Source organism: Kitasatospora sp. NPDC057015, from assembly GCF_042673745.1.
In the GTDB taxonomy this organism is placed as follows: Bacteria; Actinomycetota; Actinomycetes; order Streptomycetales; family Streptomycetaceae; genus Kitasatospora.
This window is the reverse complement of the sequence record NZ_JBHUSG010000061.1, coordinates 13,879-38,017: the sequence shown is the minus strand read 5'-3', so window position 1 is coordinate 38,017 and position 24,139 is coordinate 13,879. Positions and strand designations below refer to the sequence as shown.

Annotated in this window: 22 protein-coding genes and 1 tRNA gene; 15 read left to right on the top strand and 8 right to left on the bottom strand. The window is 72.8% G+C overall.

Going from position 1 to position 24,139, the window contains the following annotated elements; genetic code table 11:
• Positions 1-51: 51 nt before the first annotated feature.
• From cysS to ACFTWP_RS36635, 3 genes are all read left to right on the top strand, one after another.
• On the top strand, positions 52-1,446 hold the full coding sequence (gene cysS, locus ACFTWP_RS36645; protein ID WP_380269410.1) for a cysteine--tRNA ligase: 1,395 nt from the start codon (positions 52-54) through the stop codon (positions 1,444-1,446).
• 121 nt (positions 1,447-1,567) lie between these two features.
• Positions 1,568-2,563, top strand: a complete 996-nt coding sequence (gene rlmB / locus ACFTWP_RS36640) for a 23S rRNA (guanosine(2251)-2'-O)-methyltransferase RlmB (protein WP_380269409.1) — start codon at positions 1,568-1,570, stop codon at positions 2,561-2,563.
• A 211-nt stretch (positions 2,564-2,774) separates the two neighbouring features.
• Entirely contained in the window at positions 2,775-4,337 is a 1,563-nt protein-coding gene (locus tag ACFTWP_RS36635; protein ID WP_380269408.1) for a DoxX family membrane protein, read from the top strand.
• Positions 4,338-4,631: 294 nt separating this feature from the next.
• Here ACFTWP_RS36635 and ACFTWP_RS36630 read toward each other — a convergent pair whose 3' ends face one another.
• The 3 genes from ACFTWP_RS36630 to ACFTWP_RS36620 form a co-directional block, all read right to left on the bottom strand.
• Entirely contained in the window at positions 4,632-5,405 is a 774-nt protein-coding gene (locus ACFTWP_RS36630) for an NDP-sugar synthase (protein ID WP_380269407.1), read from the bottom strand.
• A gap of 215 nt (positions 5,406-5,620) precedes the next feature.
• Positions 5,621-6,067 carry a hypothetical protein gene (locus ACFTWP_RS36625; RefSeq protein ID WP_380269406.1) on the bottom strand — a complete coding sequence of 149 codons (447 nt, stop codon included), beginning with the start codon at positions 6,065-6,067 and terminating at the stop codon, positions 5,621-5,623.
• A 229-nt stretch (positions 6,068-6,296) separates the two neighbouring features.
• The gene (locus tag ACFTWP_RS36620) at positions 6,297-7,388 is read right to left on the bottom strand and encodes an ABC transporter ATP-binding protein (protein WP_380269405.1); all 1,092 of its coding nucleotides are present in this window, start codon (positions 7,386-7,388) and stop codon (positions 6,297-6,299) included.
• Positions 7,389-7,671: 283 nt separating this feature from the next.
• Between ACFTWP_RS36620 and ACFTWP_RS36615 the strand changes: the two genes are divergently transcribed.
• The 3 genes from ACFTWP_RS36615 to ACFTWP_RS36605 all read left to right on the top strand — a co-directional run bounded on the left by ACFTWP_RS36615 (position 7,672) and on the right by ACFTWP_RS36605 (position 8,728).
• A tRNA-Thr gene (locus ACFTWP_RS36615) sits at positions 7,672-7,745 on the top strand.
• A gap of 279 nt (positions 7,746-8,024) precedes the next feature.
• Positions 8,025-8,162: a hypothetical protein gene (locus ACFTWP_RS36610; RefSeq protein WP_380269404.1), complete on the top strand. Its 138-nt coding sequence runs from the start codon at positions 8,025-8,027 to the stop codon at positions 8,160-8,162.
• Positions 8,159-8,728, top strand: coding sequence for a hypothetical protein (locus ACFTWP_RS36605; protein WP_380269403.1), 570 nt, complete (start codon positions 8,159-8,161; stop codon positions 8,726-8,728). The genes ACFTWP_RS36610 and ACFTWP_RS36605 overlap by 4 nt, the downstream gene beginning before the upstream one ends.
• Positions 8,729-8,768: 40 nt before the next feature.
• Here ACFTWP_RS36605 and ACFTWP_RS36600 read toward each other — a convergent pair whose 3' ends face one another.
• The gene (locus ACFTWP_RS36600; RefSeq protein WP_380269402.1) at positions 8,769-10,541 is read right to left on the bottom strand and encodes a histidine decarboxylase; all 1,773 of its coding nucleotides are present in this window, start codon (positions 10,539-10,541) and stop codon (positions 8,769-8,771) included.
• Between the two features lie 189 nt (positions 10,542-10,730).
• Between ACFTWP_RS36600 and ACFTWP_RS36595 the strand changes: the two genes are divergently transcribed.
• Positions 10,731-11,222, top strand: coding sequence for an Lrp/AsnC family transcriptional regulator (locus ACFTWP_RS36595; protein WP_380269400.1), 492 nt, complete (start codon positions 10,731-10,733; stop codon positions 11,220-11,222).
• A gap of 83 nt (positions 11,223-11,305) precedes the next feature.
• Here the strand turns inward: ACFTWP_RS36595 and ACFTWP_RS36590 are convergent, their stop codons facing one another.
• The 3 genes from ACFTWP_RS36590 to ACFTWP_RS36580 all read right to left on the bottom strand — a co-directional run bounded on the left by ACFTWP_RS36590 (position 11,306) and on the right by ACFTWP_RS36580 (position 14,217).
• Complete coding sequence (locus ACFTWP_RS36590) at positions 11,306-11,740, bottom strand: hypothetical protein (RefSeq protein WP_380269399.1); 435 nt, start codon at positions 11,738-11,740, stop codon at positions 11,306-11,308.
• A 51-nt stretch (positions 11,741-11,791) separates the two neighbouring features.
• The gene (locus tag ACFTWP_RS36585) at positions 11,792-13,426 is read right to left on the bottom strand and encodes a SulP family inorganic anion transporter (protein ID WP_380269398.1); all 1,635 of its coding nucleotides are present in this window, start codon (positions 13,424-13,426) and stop codon (positions 11,792-11,794) included.
• A gap of 119 nt (positions 13,427-13,545) precedes the next feature.
• On the bottom strand, positions 13,546-14,217 hold the full coding sequence (locus ACFTWP_RS36580) for a GAP family protein (protein WP_380269396.1): 672 nt from the start codon (positions 14,215-14,217) through the stop codon (positions 13,546-13,548).
• 400 nt (positions 14,218-14,617) lie between these two features.
• Between ACFTWP_RS36580 and ACFTWP_RS36575 the strand changes: the two genes are divergently transcribed.
• The 5 genes from ACFTWP_RS36575 (at position 14,618) to ACFTWP_RS36555 (ending at position 18,290) form a co-directional block, all read left to right on the top strand.
• Positions 14,618-15,022, top strand: a complete 405-nt coding sequence (locus ACFTWP_RS36575; protein WP_380269429.1) for an SHOCT domain-containing protein — start codon at positions 14,618-14,620, stop codon at positions 15,020-15,022.
• A 340-nt stretch (positions 15,023-15,362) separates the two neighbouring features.
• Entirely contained in the window at positions 15,363-15,953 is a 591-nt protein-coding gene (locus ACFTWP_RS36570; protein WP_380269428.1) for a histone deacetylase, read from the top strand.
• Positions 15,954-16,044: 91 nt separating this feature from the next.
• Complete coding sequence (locus ACFTWP_RS36565; protein ID WP_380269395.1) at positions 16,045-17,202, top strand: hypothetical protein; 1,158 nt, start codon at positions 16,045-16,047, stop codon at positions 17,200-17,202.
• A 126-nt stretch (positions 17,203-17,328) separates the two neighbouring features.
• Positions 17,329-17,562, top strand: a complete 234-nt coding sequence (locus tag ACFTWP_RS36560) for a hypothetical protein (protein ID WP_380269394.1) — start codon at positions 17,329-17,331, stop codon at positions 17,560-17,562.
• A gap of 164 nt (positions 17,563-17,726) precedes the next feature.
• Positions 17,727-18,290 (top strand): methylated-DNA--[protein]-cysteine S-methyltransferase, encoded by a 564-nt coding sequence (locus ACFTWP_RS36555; protein ID WP_380269393.1) that lies wholly within the window; start codon positions 17,727-17,729, stop codon positions 18,288-18,290.
• A gap of 78 nt (positions 18,291-18,368) precedes the next feature.
• Here the strand turns inward: ACFTWP_RS36555 and ACFTWP_RS36550 are convergent, their stop codons facing one another.
• A complete protein-coding gene (locus ACFTWP_RS36550) occupies positions 18,369-19,439 on the bottom strand; it encodes an ATP-grasp domain-containing protein (RefSeq protein ID WP_380269392.1) in 1,071 nt (356 codons plus the stop codon).
• Positions 19,440-19,963: 524 nt separating this feature from the next.
• Between ACFTWP_RS36550 and ACFTWP_RS36545 the strand changes: the two genes are divergently transcribed.
• The 3 genes from ACFTWP_RS36545 (at position 19,964) to ACFTWP_RS36535 (ending at position 23,880) form a co-directional block, all read left to right on the top strand.
• Positions 19,964-21,391 (top strand): family 2B encapsulin nanocompartment shell protein, encoded by a 1,428-nt coding sequence (locus ACFTWP_RS36545; protein ID WP_380269391.1) that lies wholly within the window; start codon positions 19,964-19,966, stop codon positions 21,389-21,391.
• A 466-nt stretch (positions 21,392-21,857) separates the two neighbouring features.
• Positions 21,858-22,907 (top strand): family 2 encapsulin nanocompartment cargo protein polyprenyl transferase, encoded by a 1,050-nt coding sequence (locus ACFTWP_RS36540; RefSeq protein ID WP_380269390.1) that lies wholly within the window; start codon positions 21,858-21,860, stop codon positions 22,905-22,907.
• Between the two features lie 214 nt (positions 22,908-23,121).
• A complete protein-coding gene (locus ACFTWP_RS36535) occupies positions 23,122-23,880 on the top strand; it encodes a hypothetical protein (RefSeq protein WP_380269389.1) in 759 nt (252 codons plus the stop codon).
• Positions 23,881-24,139: the final 259 nt, after the last annotated feature.

Sequence of the window (24,139 nt, the reverse complement as noted above, 5' to 3'; positions counted from 1 at the left end):
ACATTCCAGAATGTCGCGGGGCACCCCCCTCTGCCCACTACGCTTGACGCTGTGAGCATTCGCCTGTACGACACCGACGCCCGCCAGGTACGCGACTTCGTCCCGCTTGTACCGGGTTGTGTCTCGATCTACCTGTGTGGCGCCACCGTCCAGGCGCCCCCGCACATCGGGCACATCCGGTCCGGCCTCAACTTCGACATCATGCAGCGCTGGTTCGCCTACCGCGGCTACCAGGTCACGTTCGCCCGCAACGTCACCGACATCGACGACAAGGTGATCGCCAAGGAGCGCCAGCTCGGCACGCCGTGGTGGCAGATCGCCTACGCCAACGAGCGCGCCTTCAACGACGGCTACTCGGTGCTCGGCTGCCTGCCGCCCACCGTGGAGCCGCGCGCCACCGGGCACATCCCCGAGATGATCGAGATGATGCAGGTCCTGATCGCCAAGGGTCACGCCTACGAGGCGGACGGGAACGTCTACTTCGACGTGAAGTCCTTCCCCGACTACCTCTCGCTGTCCAACCAGAAGCTGGAGAACCTCCGCCAGCCCGAGGGCGACGGCGAGACCGGCAAGCGGGACAGCCGCGACTTCGCGATGTGGAAGACCACCAAGCCGGGCGAGCCCAGCTGGAGCACCCCGTGGGGCAGCGGCCGTCCCGGCTGGCACCTGGAGTGCTCCGCGATGGCGCACAAGTACCTGGGCAGCTCCTTCGACATCCACGGCGGCGGCCTCGACCTGATCTTCCCGCACCACGAGAACGAGATCGCCCAGTCGAAGGCCTACGGCGACGGCTTCGCGAACTTCTGGGTGCACAACGCCTGGGTCACCATGAGCGGCGAGAAGATGAGCAAGTCGCTCGGCAACTCGGTGCTGGTCTCCGAGATGGTCCAGCGCTGGCGCCCGATCGTGCTCCGCTACTACCTGGGGGCCCCGCACTACCGGTCCATGATCGAGTACAGCGAGGAGTCGCTGCGCGAGGCCGAGGCCGGGTTCGGCCGGATCGAGGGCTTCGTCCAGCGGGTCGTGGAGCGCTGCGGCATGGTCGAGGCGGCGCCCGAGGTGCCGCCGGCCTTCGCCGAGGCGATGGACGACGACCTGGGCGTTCCGCAGGCCCTGGCCATCGTGCACACCGCCGTTCGGCAGGGGAACAGCGCGCTGACGGCGGACGACAAGGAGAACGCGGTAGCACGTTTGGCCGAGGTCCGTGCGATGCTCGGTGTTCTGGGCCTCGACCCGCTGGACCCGCAGTGGTCCGGCGCGGAGCGCGGCGAGGACCTCCACGGGGTGGTCGACTCGCTGGTCCGGCTGGTCCTGGACCAGCGGCAGGCGGCCCGGGCCCGCAAGGACTTCGCCACCGCGGACGCCATCCGCGACCAGCTCGGCCTGGCCGGGCTGGCGATCGAGGACACCCCGTCCGGCGCGCGCTGGACGATCAACAACCAGTAACCCCTCGCGCTGGAGGGGTGAGGGTGGGCCGCACCGGATCGGTGCGGCCCATCCACATGACGCAGAGCAGGTCGCGGACGGAATCGCCGTCGGACGTGCGAGACAGACAGGAAAGACAGCCATGGCCGGCAACAGTGCACGCAGGAACCGTCGCAACCCCGGATCGAAGAAGGGCGCGAGTGTCGGTACCGGCGGCCACAGCCGGAAGGCACTGCAGGGCAAGGGTCCCACCCCGCCCGCCTCCGCGCGCAAGGGGCACGTCAAGCAGCGCCAGGCCAACGCGGCCGTCAAGCGCGAGATGGACGCCAAGTCGCGGGCCGGCATGCGCCGCAGCGGCGGCGGCGGCCGCGGCGGGCGCGGCGGTGCCGGTGCCGCCGAGCTGGTGGTCGGCCGCAACTCCGTGGTCGAGGCGCTGCAGGGCGGCGTGCCCGCCACCGCGCTCTACGTCATGCAGTTCATCGACACCGACGACCGCGTGCGCGAGGCCTTCCAGGCCGCCAACGAGCGCGGCATCCCGCTGATGGAGGCCCCGCGCCCGCAGCTGGACCAGATGACCAGCGGCCTGAACCACCAGGGCCTGGTGCTCCAGGTCCCGCCGTACGAGTACGCGCACCCCGAGGACCTGCTGGGCGTCGCGGCCGACCTCGGGCAGGACGCGCTGATCATGGCGCTGGACGGCGTGACCGACTCCCGCAACCTCGGCGCGGTGGTCCGCTCGGCCGCCGCCTTCGGCGCGCACGGCGTGGTCATCCCCGAGCGCCGGGCGGCCGGGATGACGGCGGGCGCCTGGAAGACCTCCTCGGGCGCGGCGGCGCGCCTGCAGGTGGCGCGCGCCACCAACCTCACCCGCGCGCTGGAGGCGTACCAGAAGGCCGGCTGCCTGGTGGTCGGCCTGGCCGCCGACGGCGAGGCCGAGATCGGCGAGCTGGACGCGCTGACCGGCCCGGTCGTGATCGTCGCGGGCAGCGAGGGCAAGGGCCTGTCCCGGCTGGTCTCGGAGACCTGCGACATCCGGGTGCGGATCCCGATGCCGGGTGCCACCGAGTCGCTGAACGCCGGCGTCGCGGCGGGCATCGTGCTCTACGAGGCTGCCCGTCTGCGGTCCAGGACCTCCTGACCGGCACGTTTTTGGGTGAAAGCGATCGGGCCTGACCGGGCTCGATCGCTTTTCTCATGATCACTTCAAGTGGCCGCCAAGAATCCACCCGGGAGAGTGTCCTAATCGGCCGTCACCCGGTTAGACGGGTGTGGACACCAGAACACCTCGGTTCCCCGGGCAGGGCGGTACGGCGGGGATAGATTCCGGCCCCGGTCTCAACACGGTCAAGGTGCCGTCCGACCCCGCCCGGCTCAGCAGCACCCAGGCGAGCTTCCGGCTCAGACTCGGCACCCCCGTGGCGCCGCTGATCGACGCGCCCCACGACCTGCTGTCGTACGGCGCCGCCTTCGGCGACCCCTACGCCGGCCAGGGCTACCTCCGGCGCCCGCTGACCACCCCGCAGGTGGTGGTCGACACGGCCCAGGTCCCGCTGCTCGCGGGCGCGGCCGTCGGCGCACCGCGCCGCAAGGGCCGGGTCACCGCCGTCACCTGGACGGGCCAGGCCGCACCCGGCGACGTGGCGGCCACCCGGCTGCTGGAGGCCGTCCGGCTCAGCACGGTGCCCGCCCCGGCCGGCGCGCCGCGCGGTCCGGGCGCCCGGGCGGACGACGACACCCGGGTGATCCCGGCGTACGGCGGATCGGCGACCGTGCCGCGCCAGCCCGGCTCGCCCGGCCACGCCGCGGGCGGCCCGAAGGGCTGGACGCCGGCCGGCGAGCTGCCGGAGGTCTCCGCCACGGCGGCGGGCGACTCCAGGCACGCCCGGTACCCGGGCCGCCGCGTCGACCTCGGGCTCGTCCTGCTCCCGCTGCGCGTGCTGCTCGGCTCGCTCTCCGTCTACGCCGGCTTCAGCAAGCTGTGCAACCCGGTGTACTTCGACGGCGGCGACCGCGGCTCGATGATGCGCTGGCTGGCCTCGCTGCACCCCTGGCGGGTCGCCGAACCACTGCTGGACCTCGCGATGGCCCACCCGGTGGGCGCCGGCCTCGGCGTGGCCTTCACCGAGATCGTGGTCGGCGTGCTCTCCATCCTCGGTCTCTGGCAGCGGCTCGCGGCCGGCGCCGCGATGGTGCTCTCCGCCTCGCTGCTGTTCACCGTCAGCTGGCGGTCGGTGCCGGTCTACGACACGCCCGACCTGATCTTCCTGGCCGCCTGGAGCCCGCTGCTGATCGCCGGCGCGCCGTTCGGTTCGCTGGACGGTCGCCTCGCCCTGGAGGCCTGGCGGCGGTACGGGGCCGGCGCGCCCGGCGCGCTGCGCCGGCGGGTCCTGCGCCGCGGCGCCGTGGTCACCTCGCTGGTGGTCGGAGTGACCCTGCTGCTCGGCTCGATGCTCGGCGCGGCCGTGCGCACCGGCGGCCGCCCGGCCCCCGGACCGGCCACGCCCAGCAGCGACTACGGCACCCCGCTCTGGCCCGGCACCGCCTCGACGGCCCCGAGCCCGGCGGCGACCCCGACCAGCAAGCCCTCCGCCACGGTCTCGCACCCGCCCAGCCCCACCGCGACGCCCTCGGCCTCCGTCCCGGCCTCGCCGAAGGCGAGCCAGAGTCCCAAGCCGCGGACGTCCAAGACCGACTCCGCCCCGTCGGCCGGTACGCCCAACGCCCCCGCCGCCGGAACCTCCTCCAGCGGCCGCACCACGGCCCCCGGCGGAGCGGCGCCCAAGCCGAGCCAGAGCAGCGGCGGGTCCGGCCTGCTCGGCGGGGTGCTGGGCAGCGGCCCACTGGCGGAGCTGCCGACCCTCGGAGCCCAGCAGGGCGGGCGCCCGCAGCCCGGCACGGTGGTGTCGACCTGACGGCAGCGGTCGCCGGTACGAACAGCGACGAGCCGGCCGGGACACTCCCCGTGGAGTGTTCCGGCCGGCTCGTCGCTGTGCTCGTCGCTGTGCTCGTCGCTGTGCTCGTCGCTGTGCTCGTCGCTGTGCTCGTCGCTGTGCTCGTTCGCCGGCCGTGCGCGGAGCGGGCCGCTGGCGGGCCTTCCCGGCCCCCTCAGCGGCCTGTCCGGCGCTGCCGGGGCCGCGGGCGCCTGAACCGCGGGGTGGAGCGGCTCCGGGCCCGCCGGGGCCGCGGGGGCCGCGCGGGGGCGGACGCTACTGGGCGGCGGGCCGCGGCGTCACCGGGCTGAGCCCGGCGGCGGAGGCGAGCTCCTTGGCGGCCTCGGTGAGGTCCTTGGCGGTGTCGATCGCCCGCCAGTACACGCCCTGCGGGAGCTGGTACCCGGCCAGCCGCTTGCCGCGCGCCAGCTGGGGGAAGGTCGTGCGCTCGTGGTCGCCGACGTCGGGCAGCAGCGCGGCGAACTCCGGGCTGAAGACGTACAGACCGGCGTTGATGAGGAACGGCGAGGGCGGCGCCTCGATGAAGTCCAGCACGTTGCCGAACTGGTCGGTCTCCACGGCGCCCCACGGGATCCGGGGCCGGGCCAGGGCGAGCGTCGCGACGGCGTCCCGCTCGTGGTGGAAGGAGGCCATGTCGCGCAGGCTGAAGCGGGTCCAGATGTCGCCGTTGGTGGCGTACCACGGCTCGTCGGGGCGCGGGAGCGCCCTGGCCGCGTACTTGAGGCCGCCGCCGCGTCCGAGCGGTTCGTTCTCGACCACGGTGCTGACGTTCAGCGGCAGGTCGGCCCGGTCGAGCCACTCCTGCAGCACCTCGGCCAGATGGCCGCAGGAGATCACCGCGTCGGTGACGCCCTCCGCGGCCAGCCAGGCGAGCTGGTGACCGAGGATCGGCGTGCCGGTGCCGGGGATCTCGACCAGCGGCTTGGGCCGGTCGTCGGTGTACGGGCGCAGCCGGGAGCCCTGGCCGCCGGCCAGGATCACGGCCTGGGTGACGACGGGGGCTGCGTGGGGAGCGGATTCAGCGGTCATGCCGAGAACAATAGGTCCGCACCGTTCGGCGGGTACGGGCGCCCGGACGCCGGCACCGGGTGCCCGCACCCGGCCGCCGTCCGAGCGGTCGAGCAGGGGAGAGGGCACCGGCCCTCGTTGGCGGGTTCAGCGGGTTCGGAGGGTTCATCCGGTTCAGCGGGCTTCGCCCGGTGCCGGGCGGCGCCGGGCCGCTCCGGGCCGCCCGGCGGAGGCCGTCAGCCAGCCGCGGCGCCGGAGGCGAAGGAGCCGTCGCAGACCGGGCGGGCGAAGGAGCGGGCCCGCTGGACGTCGCCCTGGTACTTGCGCACGGCGGCCTTGCCCAGGTCGGAGGCGAGCGTGCTGCAGTAGGGGGTGAGCGAGGGCTTCTCGCGCATCGTCCGCTCCAGCAGGTCCAGCGCGGTGCCGGGGTTGTTGGAGCGCAGCTCGTCCAGCAGGTCGGCGCGGAGCGCGTCCTGCGGGGCGAGGCCCTGGGCGGCGGCCTGGCCGCTCGGGGCGCGCCCGATGCCGGCGCCGTCGTTGCTGGACGCCGCGACCACCTGCTGGTCGAGCGAGGTCGGCGGGGCCCAGGGCACCCGGGTCACGGCGAGGGTGCCGGTGGTCACCAGGATCACGGGCAGGGTGAGGGCGACGGTCTGGCCGATGCGGCGCACGAGCTGTTTCACGCTCAGGAGCGTAGCGCTGGGTATGCCCGGTATCGCACTCCGTTACCCCAACGAGTGACCGGTGTCCCGATTCGTCCCGTCACCGTGTTGACGGCGCGGTGCCGGCGGCGCCCGGCCCGGGACGCGACTGAGCCCTGCCGGACCGCCGTCCGGCAGGGCTCACTCGTACGTCAGGGTCGGTACCGCGTCAGTGCCGCGGGTACCGCGGGGCGCGTCGCCCCCGAGGCCGTCAGGCGCTCAGGCGGGCACCGGTGGTGGTGTTGAACACGTGGGTCTCGTGGCCGATCGGCACGACGTGGATGGTCTCGCCGCGCTCGGGGATCTGACGGCCGTGGACGCGCACGACGATGTCCTTGTCGTCGCCGCCGATCTTGGTGGTGCCGTAGACGAAGCCGTCGGCGCCGAGCTCCTCGACCACGTTCACGGTGACGGCGACGCCCTCGATGCCGCCGGCCGGGACGATCTCGAAGTGCTCCGGACGGATGCCGACGGTCACGGTCTTGTCGGTGCCCGCACCGGCCAGCTCGTCACGCGAGATGTTGATGACCGAGCCGCCGAACTTCACGCCGCCGTCGACCAGCGGGACCTCGACCAGGTTCATCGCGGGGGAGCCGATGAAGCCGGCGACGAAGAGGTTCGCCGGGCGGTCGTACATGGTGCGCGGGCTGTCGACCTGCTGCAGCAGACCGTCCTTGAGGACCGCGACGCGGTCACCCATGGTGAGGGCCTCGACCTGGTCGTGGGTGACGTACACGGTGGTGATGCCCAGGCGGCGCTGCAGGCTGGCGATCTGCGTACGGGTCGACACGCGGAGCTTCGCGTCCAGGTTGGACAGCGGCTCGTCCATCAGGAAGACCTGCGGCTCGCGGACGATCGCGCGGCCCATCGCGACACGCTGGCGCTGACCGCCGGAGAGCGCCTTCGGCTTGCGGTCCAGGTAGTCGGTGAGGTCGAGGATCTTCGCGGCCTCCTCGACCTTGCTGCGGATCTCGGCCTTGTTGACGCCGGCGATCTTGAGCGCGAAGCCCATGTTGTCGGCGACGGTCATGTGCGGGTACAGCGCGTAGTTCTGGAACACCATCGCGATGTCCCGGTCCTTCGGCGGCAGGTGCGTGACGTCGCGGTCACCGATGCGGATGGCGCCACCGTTGACGTCCTCCAGGCCGGCCAGCATGCGGAGGCTGGTCGACTTGCCACAGCCCGAGGGGCCGACGAGGACGAGGAACTCGCCGTCCTCGACGTGCAGCTCAAGGGCGTCGACGGCGGGCTTGGTGCCGCCCGGGTAGAGGCGGGTCGCCTTGTCGAACGTGACAGAAGCCATGGCTGTGTTCTCCTTCACCGGCAGGAACGTGCCGGACGATCCGAGTAAAGGGCGGGGTGCCTGTTGCGCCGGCCCGTGCTGGTCTGAACCACTGCACGAACCAACTCCGGGCGACGCTACCTCCCTGCTCCGCCGCTTGTCAGCCCCCCACGGCCCCCGATTTGCGCATCGGTTCGGTCACGCGGCCCCCGCACCCCGTAGTGGGCCAATTGCAGACAACGTCCCACCGCCTCCCGGTAGACTGCCCCCGGTGCCGCCGTGGTCCGCCGCGGACGGTCACCATGCCTCCTTAGCTCAGCTGGCCAGAGCACCGCTCTTGTAAAGCGAAGGTCGTCGGTTCGAATCCGACAGGGGGCTCACCGCACCACCCCGGACGAGCTGCGGCTTCGGCCGCCCGGGGGCTCCACCGCCGGCCCCGGACGACTCGTCCGGGGCCGTTCGCGTGCGCGGGGCCGGCCGTGGGGCGCGGAGGGTGGTCCGCGCAGTGCTGCGCGCGATCCCACGGCACGGTCGCCGGTCGTGACGATGACCGGACGCGGTCGGCGAAACCGGGTGGTGCCCGGGCTCCCGGCGCGGAATGCTGACCCGCGGGGACACCCGTCCGGGATTGACGGCATCGACCGACAGGAGGTCGCCGTGGCGATCGCAGGTCTCACCGCGGAAGTCCGTTCCCGTCTGGGGGAGTTGCGCGACGATCCGCTCGCCCGGGAGGTCCGCCGGGGGCTGCGCCGGCGCCTCACCGGGCCGCCGGCCGGTTCGGGACCGGCCCGGTGACCCCGCCGAAGCTGACGGTCGACGAACTCGAACTGGCGGTCCGTTCGCTGGTCGGCCGACGGATCGCCAGGGTGGTCTACTACGACCTCCCCTCCTACGGTGGGTCGGAGCCGGTCTGGGACCTCGGCCAGTGGCACGACGTGGTGATGGGCGTCGAGTTCACCACCACGGACGGCGGCGTGCACTCGGCGAGTTGGGACAACTCCTTCTTCGAGTACGGCATCGAACTGGTGCCGGCACCGATGGCCCACTACCTGCTCGGCATCGGTGCTGCGGACGGCCCCCGGGTGTGGGAGGTCACGGACCACCCCCGGTGGAGCGCGTTGCTCGCCGATCCCGTCGCCGCGGCGAGGGTGCTGTGGGACCAGGACCCCGCTGACCGGTCTCGCATCGTCCCGCTCGCGATCCACCTGGGCTTCCCGGCCGGAGACGCCTGGGTGGTCGCCGGCCGTTCGGCGGTCTGGCCCCCGGACGGGAGGTTCCACCTCGGTACCGACGACGTCATCGTCGGCTTCACCGAGGAGTTCGTCGGTCGTCTGGGGCTGGAGTCCCGCGGGAGTTCGTAGCTGGGCGGGCGTCACACCGGCGGGTGTCACGTCGCGGGCGTCACACCCCGTCGAGCTCCGGGAGGCCGAGGATGACGGGGTCGTTGCCGAGATCCTCCAGCAGGGCGTCCAGCTTGGAACGGTCCACCGAGGACATCAGGAAGACGTGCACGTAGCCGCGCCGGGTGCTCTCGTCGCCCGGGACGGGCAGGACGTCCTGGGAGGAGAGCGACCACTTCGCCACCAGCTCGGGGCTCGGTTTGCGGAACCGCACCGTGATGGTGCCCGGGGTGCGGGCCGGCCAGAGCTCGACGCCCTTCTCCCGCTCCAGGAGGCGCAGCCGCCGTTCGAGGTAGGCGGCCAGCTCCTGGGCGTGCCGGATCCGGTCGACCTGGTCCTGGTAGGAGTGCCGCGACAGGTGGTCCCAGAGCACCAGCGGCGAGAAGCCGTTGCGCGACCCGGCGAAGGTGGTGTCGGGGGCGCCGATGTACTCGGGCTGCGAGGGCGGTGAGATCTGGTACTTGACCTTCGTCATGTAGATGCCGCAGGGCCACGGCGCGCCCGGCCACTTGTGGCCGCTCATGGCGATCGAGGACACCATGTCGAGGTCGCCGTGCTCCCGGGTGGGCAGCGTGATGCCGAAGTCGAACTCCGGGATGTCGGTGTCGGGGGTCCAGCCGAACCGGGCCGGGTCCTCGGCGGCCATCCGCAGGAACGGCGCGTATCCGGCGCCGAGCGCGCCGTCCACGTGGATCCAGAACCGCCTGCGCAGGTCGACCGGCGGCCCGCCGGCGCTCCGGGCCCCGCCCCGGGCCACCTCGGCCTGGATCAGCCCGTGCTCCTCGAAGATCGGCAGCAGGCGCTCGCAGACCTGCCGGACGTCGTCGTGGGCGCCCTTGAAGGTGCTGCCGAGGTTGAGGCTGATGAAGATCGGGTGCCCCTTCGCGGCGAAGAACTCCACCAGCACCGCCAGGGCGTCGACGTCGATCTCGCCGGTGCCGTCCCAGGACCGGCCGGAGGGGCCGCCGCGGGAGGGCACCTCGGCGGGCCACGCGCCCGGTCGGCCGGTCGGGTCGGCCAGCGGGCACTCACCGGGGTAGTTCTCGGTGCCCACGGTGTGGAAGGTCTCGACGCCCAGGACGTGGACCGCCTTGGCGAAGGAGTAGTGGGTGTCCTCGGAGTAGAAGGCCACCGGGCGGTAGGCGTTGGGGTTGCTCGGCTCGGGCGGGGCCTGGACGTACCGCGGGGCGACCGACGGAGCGGTGGGCTGCTGGATCAGCGCCTTGCCGCTCAGGTAGTCCCTGGCGTTCCAGAGCGCGTACATGTTGCCCTCGGTCGAGCCCATGGAGAGCACGTACCCCCAGTACGACTCGGGGTCGTCCGCGTCGTACGGCCGCGCGGCGTGCCACAGGGCGGCGTAGTAGTCGAGCACCGCCCGCTCGACGATCTTGGTGTTGGGCTTGTAGCCGCCGCTCTGGAACGGGTCGCCGAGGTTGTTGATGTTGTGCTGCATGAACCGGCCGAGGTCGAAGGCGCAGCCGCCCGTCTCCTGGGTGGCCTGGTAGCCGAGCAGGGACCGGCTCTTCCTGGTGAGGTACTCGTCCATCGTGTCGAGGGCGCGCAGCCGCTGCGTGTTGCCGAGGCCGCCCGCCGGCAGTGCGAAGTCGGCGGCGTCGGGCTCCTCGACCGGGGGGCGTGACCCGTGGCGGGCGGTCGTGCGCGGGGACGCCGTCCGGACACCCGGCCGGGCGGGCTCCTCCCGGGGCGCCGGCAGCGGCACCTGCGCGGGCGGGGAAGCCGGTGCGGGCACGGGCAGGGTGTCGGTTCGGCTCATGGCGCAGCACTCCCGGGTCGCTGGGGGTCGGACGATCCGCCGGGCGAGTCCGGTGGGGTGGCGAGGGCCGATCCGATCGACGGCCAGGATGGAACCCGTGACGCCGCAGGGGGAAGGGATCCGCAGATAATTCGGAATCCGTTCGCCGTACCTTGCGAATCATCGGGATGGCTTGCGACCCTGGGTCACGTGCCGAACATTCCTCACACCCGGCGGGACCCCCTCGACGAGGTGGACCGGGCGATCCTGCGCATCCTCGCCGACAACGCCCGCACGCCGAACAACGCGCTCGCGGACGCGGTCGGCATCGCCCCCTCGACCTGTCTGGCCCGGGTTCGGGCGCTGCGCGAGCGCGGGGTCATCCGGGCGTTCCGGGCGGAGATCGCCCCGGCCGCGATCGGGCTGCCGCTCCAGGCGATGATCTCCGTCCGGCTCCGGGCCCACACCCGTGAGCAGAACGAGAGCTTCCGCGACGCCGCCCCCGACATGCCCGGCGTCGTGGCGGTGTTCCACATGGCCGGGTCCGACGACTACCTGCTCCACGTCGCCCTCGCGCACCCCGACGCCCTGCGCGACTTCGTGGTGGACCACCTGACCACCCATCCGGCGGTGGCGCAGACCCGCACCAACCTGATCTTCGAGCAGATCGCCGGCCGCCGGCACCTGGCCTCGGACCTGTGAGGTCGTGCGGGCGCCCCGGGCCGCGGCCGGCCCGGGGCGCTCCGCGTGCTGATCGGTTCGGGCGGTGAGGCGGTGTCGGCCCGTCAGAGGACGGAGTCGTCCTTGCGGTAGACGCAGAGGGCCCAGATCACGAAGACGTCCAGCGCGATGACGACCAGGTTCCACACCGGGTAGTAGGGGAGCCAGAGGAAGGCGCTGATCGCGCTGAGCGAGGCGAGGGCGATCCCGGCGACGCGGCCCCAGAGTGCTCCCCGCAGCACGCCGAGGCCGGCCAGCGCGACCAGGGCCCCCAGCACGATGTGGATCCAGCCCCAGGAGGTGGCGTCGAAGCGGAAGGCGTAGCGGGGAGTCGTCACGATGAGGTCGTTGGTGAGGACGGCGACGATGCCCTGGCAGAAGTCCAGGATGCCGTTGACGAGCATCATGACGCCGGCGAAGAGGGCGAGCCCGGTGACCCAGCCGCTGTTGGCGGGCGGGCCGGCGGTGGTCCGGTAGGAGGCGCGCGGGGTGGTGGTCATGGTGGGTCCTCTCTCTCGGTGGCTGCGGGCCGGCTGACGGTCGATCGGGACTCACGGGGCCCGCGGGTTGGACGGGCCCGCGTCGCCGCGGGCGATCCACCGCCGGCCGCGGGAGACGGCCTCCTGGAGGGATTCGCCGAGTACGGGGGTGGCGGCGACCACGGCGTCCTCGCCGAGCCGTTCGGTCAGTCCGGTGGTGCGGATCACCTGCTCGAAGGCCGGTTCGGCGCCGGCCAGGACGAGCCGGCCGCCCTGCGCGTGCAGCTCGTCCGCCCGTCGGCCGAGCCACTTGATCACCGCGGAGGACGGGACGTCCGGCAGGCCGCGGACCACCAGGACCAGGACGGCGCGGTCCGCCCCCGTGGAGTCCGGCCAGTCGCTCTGGATCCTGGGCAGCTCGGCGAACAGGCTGACGCCGCTGTAGTGGAGGACGGTCACCTCGGCGGGCGGGAGCCGCTGGGGCAGGGGCGCGGTCCGCCAGCGGCCGTCGCCGACGGGGGCCAGGGCGGTGAGCTTCGCCTGCCGGGCCGCCTGGACGCAGTACAGCAGCAGGGACAGGACGGCGCCGATGATGATGGTCCGCTGCAGCGGCAGCTGGGTGGTGAGCGCGAAGGTCAGCACCATCGAGGCCGCCGACAGCCAGGAGGTGCGCAGGACGAGCATGATGTCGTGGCGCTTGCCCCAGATCAGTTCGGCGCCCACCACGATGATCAGCCCGCCGATCACCGGCATCGGGATGCGTTCGGCGAGCGGGGCGAGGGTCAGCACGATCAGGGCGAGCCAGACTCCGGAGAGGACGCCCGCCCAGCGGGTCCGGGCGCCGGCGGACACGGCGACCCCGGTGCGCGACAGCGAGCCGCCGACGGGGAGGGACTGGAACAGGCCGCCGGCCAGGTTGGCCAGCCCCTGGGCGGTGAAGTCCCTGTTCATGTCGGGCTTCGAGCCGTCCGGGTTGGGCACGGTCGGAGCGATGCCGGCGCCCTGGGCCAGTGCGACCAGGGCGATCGAGAAGGCCCCGCCGGCTAGCGCGGGGAGGGCGGACCAGTCGGGGGCGGTGAAGTGCGGCAGCGCGGAGGGGATGTCCGCGATGCTCCGGACCAGCTCGACGTCCACGTCCAGCAGCGCCACCACCAGGCTCACCGCGACCATGGCGATCAGCAGGGCGACGGTGCGCAGCCGGGGCACGGCGTGCGCCACTGCCCAGACGGCGATGGTCGCGGCCGCCACCAGGGCGCTGGAGACCTGCCAGGCGTCGGGGTGCACCAGCCAGTCGAGCAACTGCGCGAGCTTGTTGTGCCCCTGCGGCTGGTAGCCGGTGGCGTCCTTGAGCACGCCGGTGATGATCTGGAGGGCGATGCCGGTGGCGAAGCCGGTCATCACGGCGTTGGAGACGAAGCTCAGCACCACGCCGAACCGCAGCAGGCCCATCAGCAGCATCACCACCCCGGTCATCAGGGAGATCAGGGCGACGTTGCCGGGGTCGAGCGGATCCAGCCCGGCCTGGCTGAGGACGCTCTGCGCGGTCAGGGCGATCGCGCTGGTCAGCGTGGTGATCATCAGGACGGTCCGCGCGGTGAGCGAGCCGACGATCGCGGGCACCACGCCCGCGAACAGGCCGGCCACCGGGTTGAAGCCGGCGATCGACGCGTACGCCATGCCCTCGGGGATCGAGAAGAGGCCGGTCACGAAGCCTGACGAGACGTCGGCCCGCTGCGGTCGCCCGATGCTCCGCCACCGGGACCGGAGCGTGCGCCACCGGCCGGCGTACGACCGCTCGGGTGGGGCGTTGCGCCGCGGGGGCGGGGTCACGTGGTCAGGCCGGAGATCGCGTCGCCGACGTACTTGGCGCCGAGGACGACCAGGACGACCATCATGATCGCCGCGTTGTGGGCGGACATCCAGGCCTTCCAGCCGCCCAGCACCCTGGCCGCCTCCGCCCCGCCGAAGAGGTAGACGCCGAGCGGCAGCAGCGTGCAGAGCGAACCCACCAGCACCATCAGCACCACGGCCACGGTCTTCCCGCCGGCGGAGGCGGTGCTGGTCGCGATCGACACCGCACCGCCGACGGCCAGCACCAGGTTCTTGGGGTTCGCGGCCACCAGGACGGCGGCGAGGCCCGCCGACTTTCGCGGTGTGAAACGGTCGATCGCCCGCATCCACTTCGGCGGCTCGGCGACGCGGCCCTCGCGCGGGCGGTCGCTCCACTGCTTGGCACCGAGCACGAGGAAGAGCGCACCCAGGGCCAGCTTGAGCCAGTACGACCAGTCGGGTTTCGCGGCGTCGGTGTCGATGGAGGAGCCGGCGAGCACCACCACCGTGGTCACCGCGGCCAGTGCCAGGATCCAGCCGACCGTGAACGCCGTCCCGTTGGCGCGGCCCCGCGGGGTGGCCAGCATCAGGATCACCGCGATCAGCGGTACCGGGCTGATCGCGATGCCGACCGCGGAGGCCAGCATCTGGCCGACTGCATCTCCCACTGCACACTCCCTGGAGCCTGGTCGGGCCGGGGCCCGGTGGGGGCCGCGTCGTCGTCCGACGCGTCACGCCGGCGTCCCACTCCCGCGGTCACCGCCTCCGGGTCGGAGGCCGGCTCCCGCGGTGTCGCCGTCGGGTGCGGCGGTGGACTGGTCGGTGGCGGCTCCTTGGGCTGTCCGGGGTCGGTGCGCTGCTCCAATCTCCCGTGCCGCGGGCGTGATCGGCACGGTGGCTTGGGCCTTCCGGGTGAACCGCTCCCCGTTCCCCGTAGTACGACCGAGGACGGCAGGCCAAGGTCAATATCTGGTGATATGACTCGATTCAGTGCCGCCTCTGTCACCGGCGACGCTGTTGGAATTGAGTGGTCACCGGGAGCCGGTGGCCGGCTGGGACGGGAGCACCATGGACGACTATCCGCTGCTCAACGTGTTCTGGACCATGCTGTGGTTCTTCTTGTGGATCCTCTGGTTCTTCCTGCTTTTCAAGATCATCACGGACATCTTCCGCAGCAACGACATGGGCGGCTGGGGCAAGGCGGGATGGATCATCTTCGTGATCCTGCTCCCCTTCCTCGGCGTGTTCGTCTACCTCATCGCGCGCGGCAAATCCATGGGTGAGCGCGACGTCGAACAGGCGCAGAAGGCCGACGCCGCCTTCAAGGCCTACGTCAAGGACGCGGCCGGCTCCTCGGGCGGCGGCCAGGGCCCCAGCCACGCCGACGAACTCGCCAAGCTCGCGGAGCTCAAGAGCAGCGGTGCGATCAGCGAGGCGGAGTTCCAGAAGGCGAAGGACAAGCTGCTCGCCTGACGGGCGCCGGCTCCCGCGGTGTCCGACGGGCTGCCGGCCCGCCGGGCACCGCTGTCGTCGTGGCGGGGAGGGGCGGCGGCCCGGCCCGTGCCCTCCCGCCCGCGGCGGGTCGGCGGTCCGCCGAGCCGGGAGTGGTGCTGCTGCGCGGGCGGCCGGGCGGGGATGGCATCGGACGGACGGTCACTCCGCCGGTCCGGCACCGGCCGCCGGGACGTCCGGCACCGGAGCGGGCCGCGGATCGAGGGAGGACGACTCGGTGGAGCCGCTGCGCCCGGCCGCCGCCCCCGCGGCCGGGATCCTGCCGACGGACCAGGTCTGGTACGCCGCGTACGCCTCGAACATGCACCTGGCGCGGCTCTCCTCCTACCTGTCCGGCGGCCGCGCGCCCGGTGCGGCCCGCGTGCACCCGGGGTGCCGGGACCGGCGGCCGCCCCGGCGGGCGGTGCCCGCCCTGCTGACCGGGCAGCTCTACTTCGCGCTGGAGTCGCGGACCTGGACGGGTGGCATGGGGTTCTACGACCCGTCGGAGGAGGGTGAGCTGCCCGTCCGCGCCTACCTGCTGTCGACCCGGCAGTTCGCCGACATCGCGGCCCAGGAGATGGCCAGGGCGCCCGGCGCCGAGCTGGACCTGCGCGAGGTGCTGACCGCCGGCCGGGCCCGGCTGGGGCCGGGCCGCTACGAGACGCTGGTCTGCGCCGGGCTGCTCGACGGCCTGCCGGTGCTGACCTTCACCGCTCCCTGGCGGCGCGCCGACGCCGCGCTGAACCGCCCGGCCGCGGCCTACCTCGCCCACCTGGGCGCCGGTCTGCGCGAGGCCCACGGCTGGGGGAACGGGCGGATCGCGGCGTACCTCAGCAGCAGGCCGGGGGCGGCGGGGGAGTGGACTCCCGCGGAGGTGGAGGGGCTGCTCCCTGCCGACGACCGGCCCTGACGGCCGGACGCCCGGACGGCCGGGTTCACCGTGCCACGAAGAATCCCGGTCGGTGCCATTACCGATCGCCCTTTGGCCCGTTGGCAGATACGTGGACAAACCTCTTTCGCTGACCGGTGGCAGCGAGGGCCGCGACGGCAGTGGCTTCGGCGGGTACGGCGGATACGACGGGCGCAGCGAGGGCCCGGTGCGCAGCGGGTACGGCGGCTTCGCCGGCCCGGTGCTGAGCCTGCGCCCGCTGCGCCTGACGCGCTTCGACCGGGGGTGGGCGCTCCAGGTCCCGGCCGGCGAACTCGCCGGGCTCGCGGCCGGGCCGGCCGCCGCCCAGCGGCTCGGGGCCCGTCGCGGCTTCCTCTCCGAGAGCGCCCACAACCGGGAGCTCGCCGAGCTGCTCCGCCTGCGGCCGGAGGAGTTCGGGCGGGTGGGACTGCTGGCGCTCGGCACGGAGGGGATCCGGATCCAGGGCGGGGTGGTCGAGCTGATCCGGCCCGAGTCCATCGACGGATTCCAGCGGCTGACCCTGCTGGCGCGCGCCGCGGCCGAGCGCGGCCGGCCCCACCTCGACCGTTCGACGGTCCGCCTTGAGGTGTTCACCAGCCCCGAGCGGGAGCACGTCCGGCGGCTGCACGACATCGCGGACCTCTACCTGAATCCGGCCACCGCCCAGGACTGCCTCCGGCGCTGCCCCGAACTGCGCCGACTCGCCGAGGAGTTCGAGTCCGAGGGCTGGTTGCCGCGGTTCTCGATGGCGGACGTGACCCGGGCGCTGGCCTGCCTGTCCACGGCGCCCACGCCCTACCTGTCGCAGCTGGTCTCCACGGACCGGGGGCTGGACGTGCTCTGGGCGGACATCGCCTCGCCGCACTACGGCGCGCTGATCCACCCGGGCGTCCACCCGCTCGGCGTGCTCCGGGCGCTGGAGGCCCGTCGCACGGCCCGGGAGGCGCTGGCCCGGATCCCCAAGGCGGCCAGGACCGGGCCCGCGCGGCTGCTCGACGACGCGCCGGACCTGATCTGCTGGGCGGCCTGCCGCCACCTGCCGCTGCACCAGCTCCACGACGAGCGCAGCACCACCAAGTGGGACCGGCTGATCGACCAGGAGCTCCCGGCCTGGACGGTGAGCGCCGCCCACGACTACATCGGCCGGTACCGGCGCGCGGAGCCGGCGCACTCGCCCGGATCGGCGGACCGGACGGGCCTCGCGCTCTGGCTGCAGTTGGCGGGAGCCGGGCCGGGGCCCGTGCGCTGACCTCCCCGGGCGGCGCACCCGCCGGCGGGGCCCGCCCCGGCCGGCCCCGCCGCCGCTTCCCGGGCGCGGCGGCGGCGGGCGCCGTACCGTGGGTGCAGGAACAGGGGGTGTACGGAGGAGGTTGCGATGCCCGGTTCTGTCACCATCAGTCATCACGAGAACGCGGTAACGATCGGCGCCGCGGATGCCCACCGGCTCGGGTCGATGCTGGCGGAGATCGCCTATCTGCTGGAGATCCCGGGGCCCAACCGGCTCACCGACGCCCAGCTCACCGTCCTCTGCGACGGCCGGATGGCCGACCGGGACGAGGTCATGGAGTGGGCGCGCGGGCTCGCGGGGGAGCTGAAGGCCCGGCACTGACCCCGGCCCACGGACGGGTCGAATCGCCCCGCACCGCGCGCGGGACGGTCGTACCATGGCCCCGGAGGCGGCCGCGACGGCCGGCTCCGGGGCCTCGGAGCGCTACGGACCCGGCGCGGGGCCCCGACGCGCGGGCCGGGGCGGACGAGGGCAGGGCGGCCGGAATGTCGATCTCCTGGATCACGGTCGGCACACCGCTGCCCAGCGGGCCGATGCGGTTCGCCGTGACACCGGCCGGCGTGGCGGCGGTGGCCTACCTCGCGGCCGACGCCGACCCCCGGGGCCCGGAGTGCACCGACCCGGCCAAGATCGACGCGGTCACCGGCCGGATCACCGACTACCTGGCCGGACGGAGCCGCGAACCGGGCCTGCCGATCGACTGGGACCGGGCCGTCGGCCCGCACCGCGTGGTGCTGCGCACCCTGCTCACCGAAGTCCCCTACGGACGGACCATCACCTACGGTGAACTGGCCGCCCTCAGCGGGGTGTTCGAGGGTGTCTCGGAGCCCGGGCTGGCGGCCCGGACGGTCGGGCAGATGATGGCCGCCAACCCGCTCGCCCTGCTGGTGCCCTGCCACCGGGTGGTCGCGGCGGACGGCATCGGCGGGTTCGGCGGCGGCCGGGTGGGCATCGAGGTCAAGCGCTGGCTGCTCACCCTGGAGGGCGTGCTGGAGCCGACCCTGGACTGGAACGGCCCCGACTGGGTCGAGGCCGTCCGGCCGCTCTAGGGTCTGCCCGGCGGATCCCGGCGGATCCCGGCGGATCCCGGCGGATCCCGGCGGATCGCCCGGTGGCGTCCGCCGGTCCTAGACCAGGTCGAAGGCCACCGGTACCCGCTCCAGCGCCTGCGGCACCTGACGGGGCAGCACCGGCCGGACCCCGGCGACGAGGGTGTACTCGATGCCCGCCAACTTGTCGGCCGGCCCGGGCACCGGGATCTCGCCGAGCGCCAACTGCACCGCGTTCCACGGCAGGTTGAGGCCGGCGAGGCTCAGCTGGTGCAGGCCGCCGGACGGCCTGGTGTTGACGTCGATGATGACCGGCTCGCCGTGGTGGTGCCGGAACTGCACGTTCGAGAGGTACGCCATGCCGAGGGTCTCGACGAGCACGCGTGCGGGCTCCAGGTAGCGCGCGGCGGTGGTGAAGCTGCGCCGCCGGCGGTGCTTGGTGCGGCCCACGGCGGTGATCAGCCGGCCGTCCAGGTCGGCGAGGCAGTCCACCGACACCTCGGGGCCCTCCAGGTAGGGCATCACGAGCAGGTCGACCGCGGCGCCGGGCGCCTCCATGGCGGTCAGGACCTGGTCGAGCTGGACGTGCCCGCTCGGCCACCCGGTCAGTCCGTCGAGGCCGAACGGCTCGCGGGTGAGCACCCGGAACCCCTCGCCGCCGGCGCCGGAGGCGGGCTTGAGGCAGGGCACTCCGTCGGCCGCCTCGATCGCGGTGACGGCGGCCAGCAGCTCCGCCGCCGTGCGCACCTGCCACCACGGCGGCGTGGGCAGACCGGCCGAGGCTATGGCCGCGTAGCCGTCCACCTTGCTGTCGAAGGCCGCGATCGCGGTGGCCGGCGGGCAGGCCAGGGCCGTCCCGATCTCCTGGAACTCCTTGCGGTGGAGCGAGATCGCGAGCTGGTTCAGCCGCGGCAGGAAGACGTCGACGGCGTTGCGGGCGCAGTACTCCAGGGCGAAGGCGACGTACTCGTCGGGGGCCAGGCCCTCGGGTTCCAGGGAGGCGACGTCGGCCGCTGCCAGCACCGGTGAGTCGGCGTCGACATGGGTGGCATGGACCTCGACGGGGCGCGGCGCGGCGCGCAGCTGCTCGATGAAGAACACGTTCTCGGCATAGGTGCGGTTGAGCCAGACGCGTACGGGTGCGCTCACGGAGGTCTCCCGGGGCAGGAGTGAACGTTCGGGAGGGCATCCGGTCCGGCCGCTCGCTCGGTGCGTAGGCATACGAAACCCGGCGGTCGGCCAACGGCTTCAGTGACTTCGGCGCTTTGGACGTGCCCTTGAGGTGGCACCTTAGCGCTCCTGCGGCCCCTGCGTGAACGGCGGGTGGGGGTCGGCCCGAGCTTCATTGGGCGTGTACCTGACAGGCTTGTCGCGGCGCCTGTCGAAACGGGTGAACCGCCTGGTCGCAACGGGTTTTCCGAAGAATTTCCAGCGTGTGAACCGCGAGGGGTTCGCGAGTTCGACGGAGGCGGTCCGGTGGATTTCCGACCGCACCGCGGATGAATTTCAGCCAATTCGAACGACGAGCGGATCACAATCGTTCAACTGATCCAGTCGTACTAATTATCCCGCTTTTACAACCACTCGAAAGAGTGATTGCAGGTTAGCTCGAACGGCCCCACCATGATTGGTGCAAGGCGACACTTCATTCGGTTAACGCGGAGGGTTCCTGTATGTCGACCGAAACCAACGTCGGTATTCCTGCGCAGGGTGGACAGGCGCAAACCCGGCAGCAGCAGAGCCTTGGTACGGCGGGCGCGAAGAACCTCGCGACGACCACCAAGTCCGCGCCGCAGATGCAGGGCATCAGCTCGCGCTGGCTGCTCAGGATGCTCCCGTGGGTGCAGGTGGCCGGCGGTACGTACCGCGTCAACCGGCGCCTCACGTACGCGGTCGGGCGCGGTCGGGTGAGTTTCGTCAAGACGGGGGCGGACGTCCGCCTGGTGCCGCCCTCGCTGCGCGAGCTGCCGGTGCTGCGCGGGTTCGAGGACGACGGCGTGCTGGCGGAGCTGGCGGCGCGCTTCACCCAGCGCGAGTTCTCCGCCGGTGACGTGCTGGTCGACGTCGGGCAGCCGGTCGAGGAGGTCTTCCTGATCGCCCACGGCAAGGTCAACAAGGTCGGCACCGGCAAGTACGGCGACGAGACCGTGATCGGCTTCCTGGCCGACGGCGACCACGTCGGCGACGAGGCGCTGCTGCAGGCGGACGCGACCTGGGAGTACACCGTCAAGGCGGCCACCGCGGGCACCCTGCTCGCACTGCCGTGGCCCGCCTTCCAGGAGCTGGCGGACCGCTCCGAGGCCCTGCGCGGGCAGATCCTGGCCTACCTGGCGGGCTCCCAGGCCGCGCAGAATCGTCACGGCGAGGCGGAGATCGAGCTGTCCGCCGGCCACGAGGGCGAACACGAGCTGCCCGGCACCTTCGTGGACTACGAGCTCGCCCCGCGCGAGTACGAGCTGAGCGTCGCCCAGACGGTCCTCCAGGTGCACAGTCGGGTCGCGGACCTCTACAACCAGCCGATGAACCAGATCGAGCAGCAGCTCAAGCTGACGATCGAGGCCCTGCGCGAGGCGCAGGAGCACGAGCTGATCAACAGCCGCGAGTTCGGCCTGCTCCACAACGCCGACTACGACCAGCGCATCCAGACCCACTCCGGGCCGCCCACCCCCGACGACATGGACGAGCTGCTCAGCCGGCGCCGGGGCACCAAGTTCTTCCTCGCCCACCCGAAGGCCATCGCCGCCTTCGGCCGGGAGTGCAGCCGCCGCGGCCTCTACCCCGACGCCCTGGAGGTCCAGGGGCACCACGTACCGGCCTGGCGCGGGGTGCCGATCTTCCCCAGCAACAAGATCCCGATCCTGGACGGGCACATGAGTTCGATTCTCGCGCTCCGTACGGGAGAGGACAACCAGGGCGTCGTCGGCCTCCACCAGACCGGAATTCCCGACGAATACCAGCCCAGCCTTTCGGTCCGTTTCATGGGCATCAACGAGAAGGCCATCATCTCCTACCTCGTCAGTGCCTACTATTCCGCCGCCATCCTGGTGCCCGACGCGATCGGTGTGCTGGAGAACGTCGACATCGCCCGCCCCCGGGACTGACCGAGCGGTATCGGGGGCTCGACGTACGGTCCCCCACCCGTATCCGTACCGGAACACCATTCACCACCCCCGCCCGGCGACCTGACCGCCAGGGGTGCCCGGCCCGCCCGTCGGGGCGGGTCCGGGCGCCCCGAGGTCGGCCCACCGGGCAGGCCCCCTCGCTCCGCGCGAACGGCCGATCACCCCTCACCCCGGCACCGCCCGGCGGGGGCTGGACCGTCCGACGACCCGCCACCCGACCTCGACCCGCCGACCGACCTCGACCCGCGCGCCGTCCGACCCGTCAATCGTCCGTACCGCCGTCCGTGCCGCCGTCCGCCGGCGTACGGCCGCCCGTACGGCCGTCCGCCCGGTCGAGCGCGGGGGCGGTCGTCGGCAGGTCGGGCCGATCGCAGGGCATGCCGGCGCGCGAACCGCCGGCATGCCGCAGCACCCAGGACAGCGTTCTCACAGCAGGGGAGGAACCATGGGGATCTTCACAGTGGAGCGGGACCAACGGGAGGGAAGCGACGTCGACGACGTCCTCGCCCGGGCCCGGGGCCTCGTCGAGCCGGCTCTGCGCGCGGCGGTCGACACGCTGCCCCCGTCACTGCGGCGCATCGCGAGCTACCACTTCGGCTGGTCGGAGTCGGACGGCTCCCCGGCGGCCGGGCCCTCGGGCAAGGCGATCAGGCCGGCTCTGGTGCTGGCCGCGACCCGGGCCCTCGGCGGGCGCCCGGAGGCCGCGGTCCGTGCCGCCGCGGCCGTCGAACTGATCCACAATTTCACGCTGCTCCACGACGACGTCATCGACGGCGACGACACCAGGCGTCACCGGCTCACCGCCTGGCGGGTCTTCGGCACCACCGAGGCGATCCTCTCCGGCGACGCCGTGCACTCGCTGGCGCTGCGCGTCCTCGCGGAGGACGACCACCCGGCGGCGCCCGCCGCCGTCCGTCGCCTCGCCGACTGCGTCGTCGAGCTCTGCGCCGGCCAGCAGGCCGACTGCGCCTTCGAGCAGCGCAGTGACGTCTCGCTGGCCGAGTGCCTGGCCATGGCCGAGGCGAAGACCGGCGCCCTGCTCGGCTGCGCCTGCGCGATCGGGGCGCTGTATGCGGGGGCGGGGGAGGAGGTGGCGCAGGCGATGGACGCCTTCGGCCGCGAGATCGGCCTGGCCTTCCAACTGATCGACGATCTGATCGGCATCTGGGGCGACCCCGAGGTCACCGGCAAGCCCGTCGGCGCGGACCTGGTGGCCCGGAAGAAGTCCCTGCCGGTGGTGGCCGCGCTGGGCGCCGGCACCTCCGAGGCCGCCGTCCTCGCCAGCCTCTACGGACTGGACCGACCGCTCACGGACGACGAGCTCGCGCGCTGCGCCAGGGCGGTGGAGGCGGCCGGCGGCCGGGCCTGGGCGCAGGGCGAGTCCTGCGAACGGATGGCCGCGGCCATCGCTCACCTGGCCCGGGCCGTTCCCGAACCGGCCGACGCCGACGACCTGCTGGCCCTCGCCGAACTGGTCACCCGGCGCAGTCACTGAGACGCGGGTCCGGCCGGGCCCCGGCCTCCGCCCGCACCGCGGCCGGCCGGCGATCCCGGCCCGTGCGGCCGTATCCGACGGCTGTGGCCGGGCGGCGGCGTGCCCGGACCCTGCCGCCGGCCGAGACGGTCCGCCGACGGCCGCGCGCTCCGCCCGGCCACGGCCGTCCGCACCGCCCGACCACCACAGTCCGCTCGATCACGAGGAACCGCCCATGAGTTGGATGGACATCGGCACGCTGGTCATCGTCCTGCTCTGTCTGGCCGCTGCCCTGAAACTGCTGCAGCGCTACGTCCCCCACCCCGTCCGCGAAGCCCACAACGACGTGGCCGGCTTCATCTTCGCCGCGGTCGGCGTGCTCTACGCCGTCCTGCTCGCCTTCGTGGTGATCGCCGTCTGGGAGAACAACGACTCCGCCCGCAAGACCACCTTCCAGGAGGCCGACTCGCTGGCCGGCATCTACTGGATCTCCCGGGAGCTCCCGGCCCCGCTCGGTCCCCAACTGGAGAAGCGGACCCTCGACTACGCCCGCCTGGTGATGGACACCGAGTGGCCGCTGATGGCCAAGCACCACAGCAGCTCCGACGCCACCCAGCTGGTGTACGGGATGCGCTCGGACGTGTTCTCGATCAAGCCGGAGAACCAGCAGCAGAACGTCCTCTACGAACACGCCGTCAGCCACCTGGAGAAGCTCGCCTCGGAGCGCCGCCAGCGGCTCAACCAGGTGGACGACGAAGTCCCGACACTGCTCTGGGTGGCGCTGATCGCGGGGGCGGTCCTCACGGTCGGGTTCACCTTCCTCTTCGGCCTCTCCAACACGCTCTCCCATACGCTCATGGTGCTGGCGTTGAGCGGTCTGGTGGTGATCTCACTGATCGTCATCAAGGAGATGGACTTCCCGTTCACGGGGGTGACGGCCGTGAAGCCGACGGCCTTCGAGGTCTTCCTCAACCGTCTCCCACCCCCGCGCTGACTCCGGCCGCACGCCCTCGGGGGGGGGGCCGAGACGCCCGGCGCCCGCGGCCGGGGCGGCGGACCGGCCGGGTCCGCCGCCCCGGCCGGCGGTCGGCCGGTCCGGCGGCGTTCCCCTCCCGGTCCGGTCGTCGCCCGGCCCGCCGAACCGTTCCTCGCACCTACGCTGCCGCTCCTGCTCGCCACGCCCGTGCGAGCCGGGAGAGTGCTCATCCATTCGGGGACACATAGCATCCATTCGTCCAGCTATGTCCGAATCG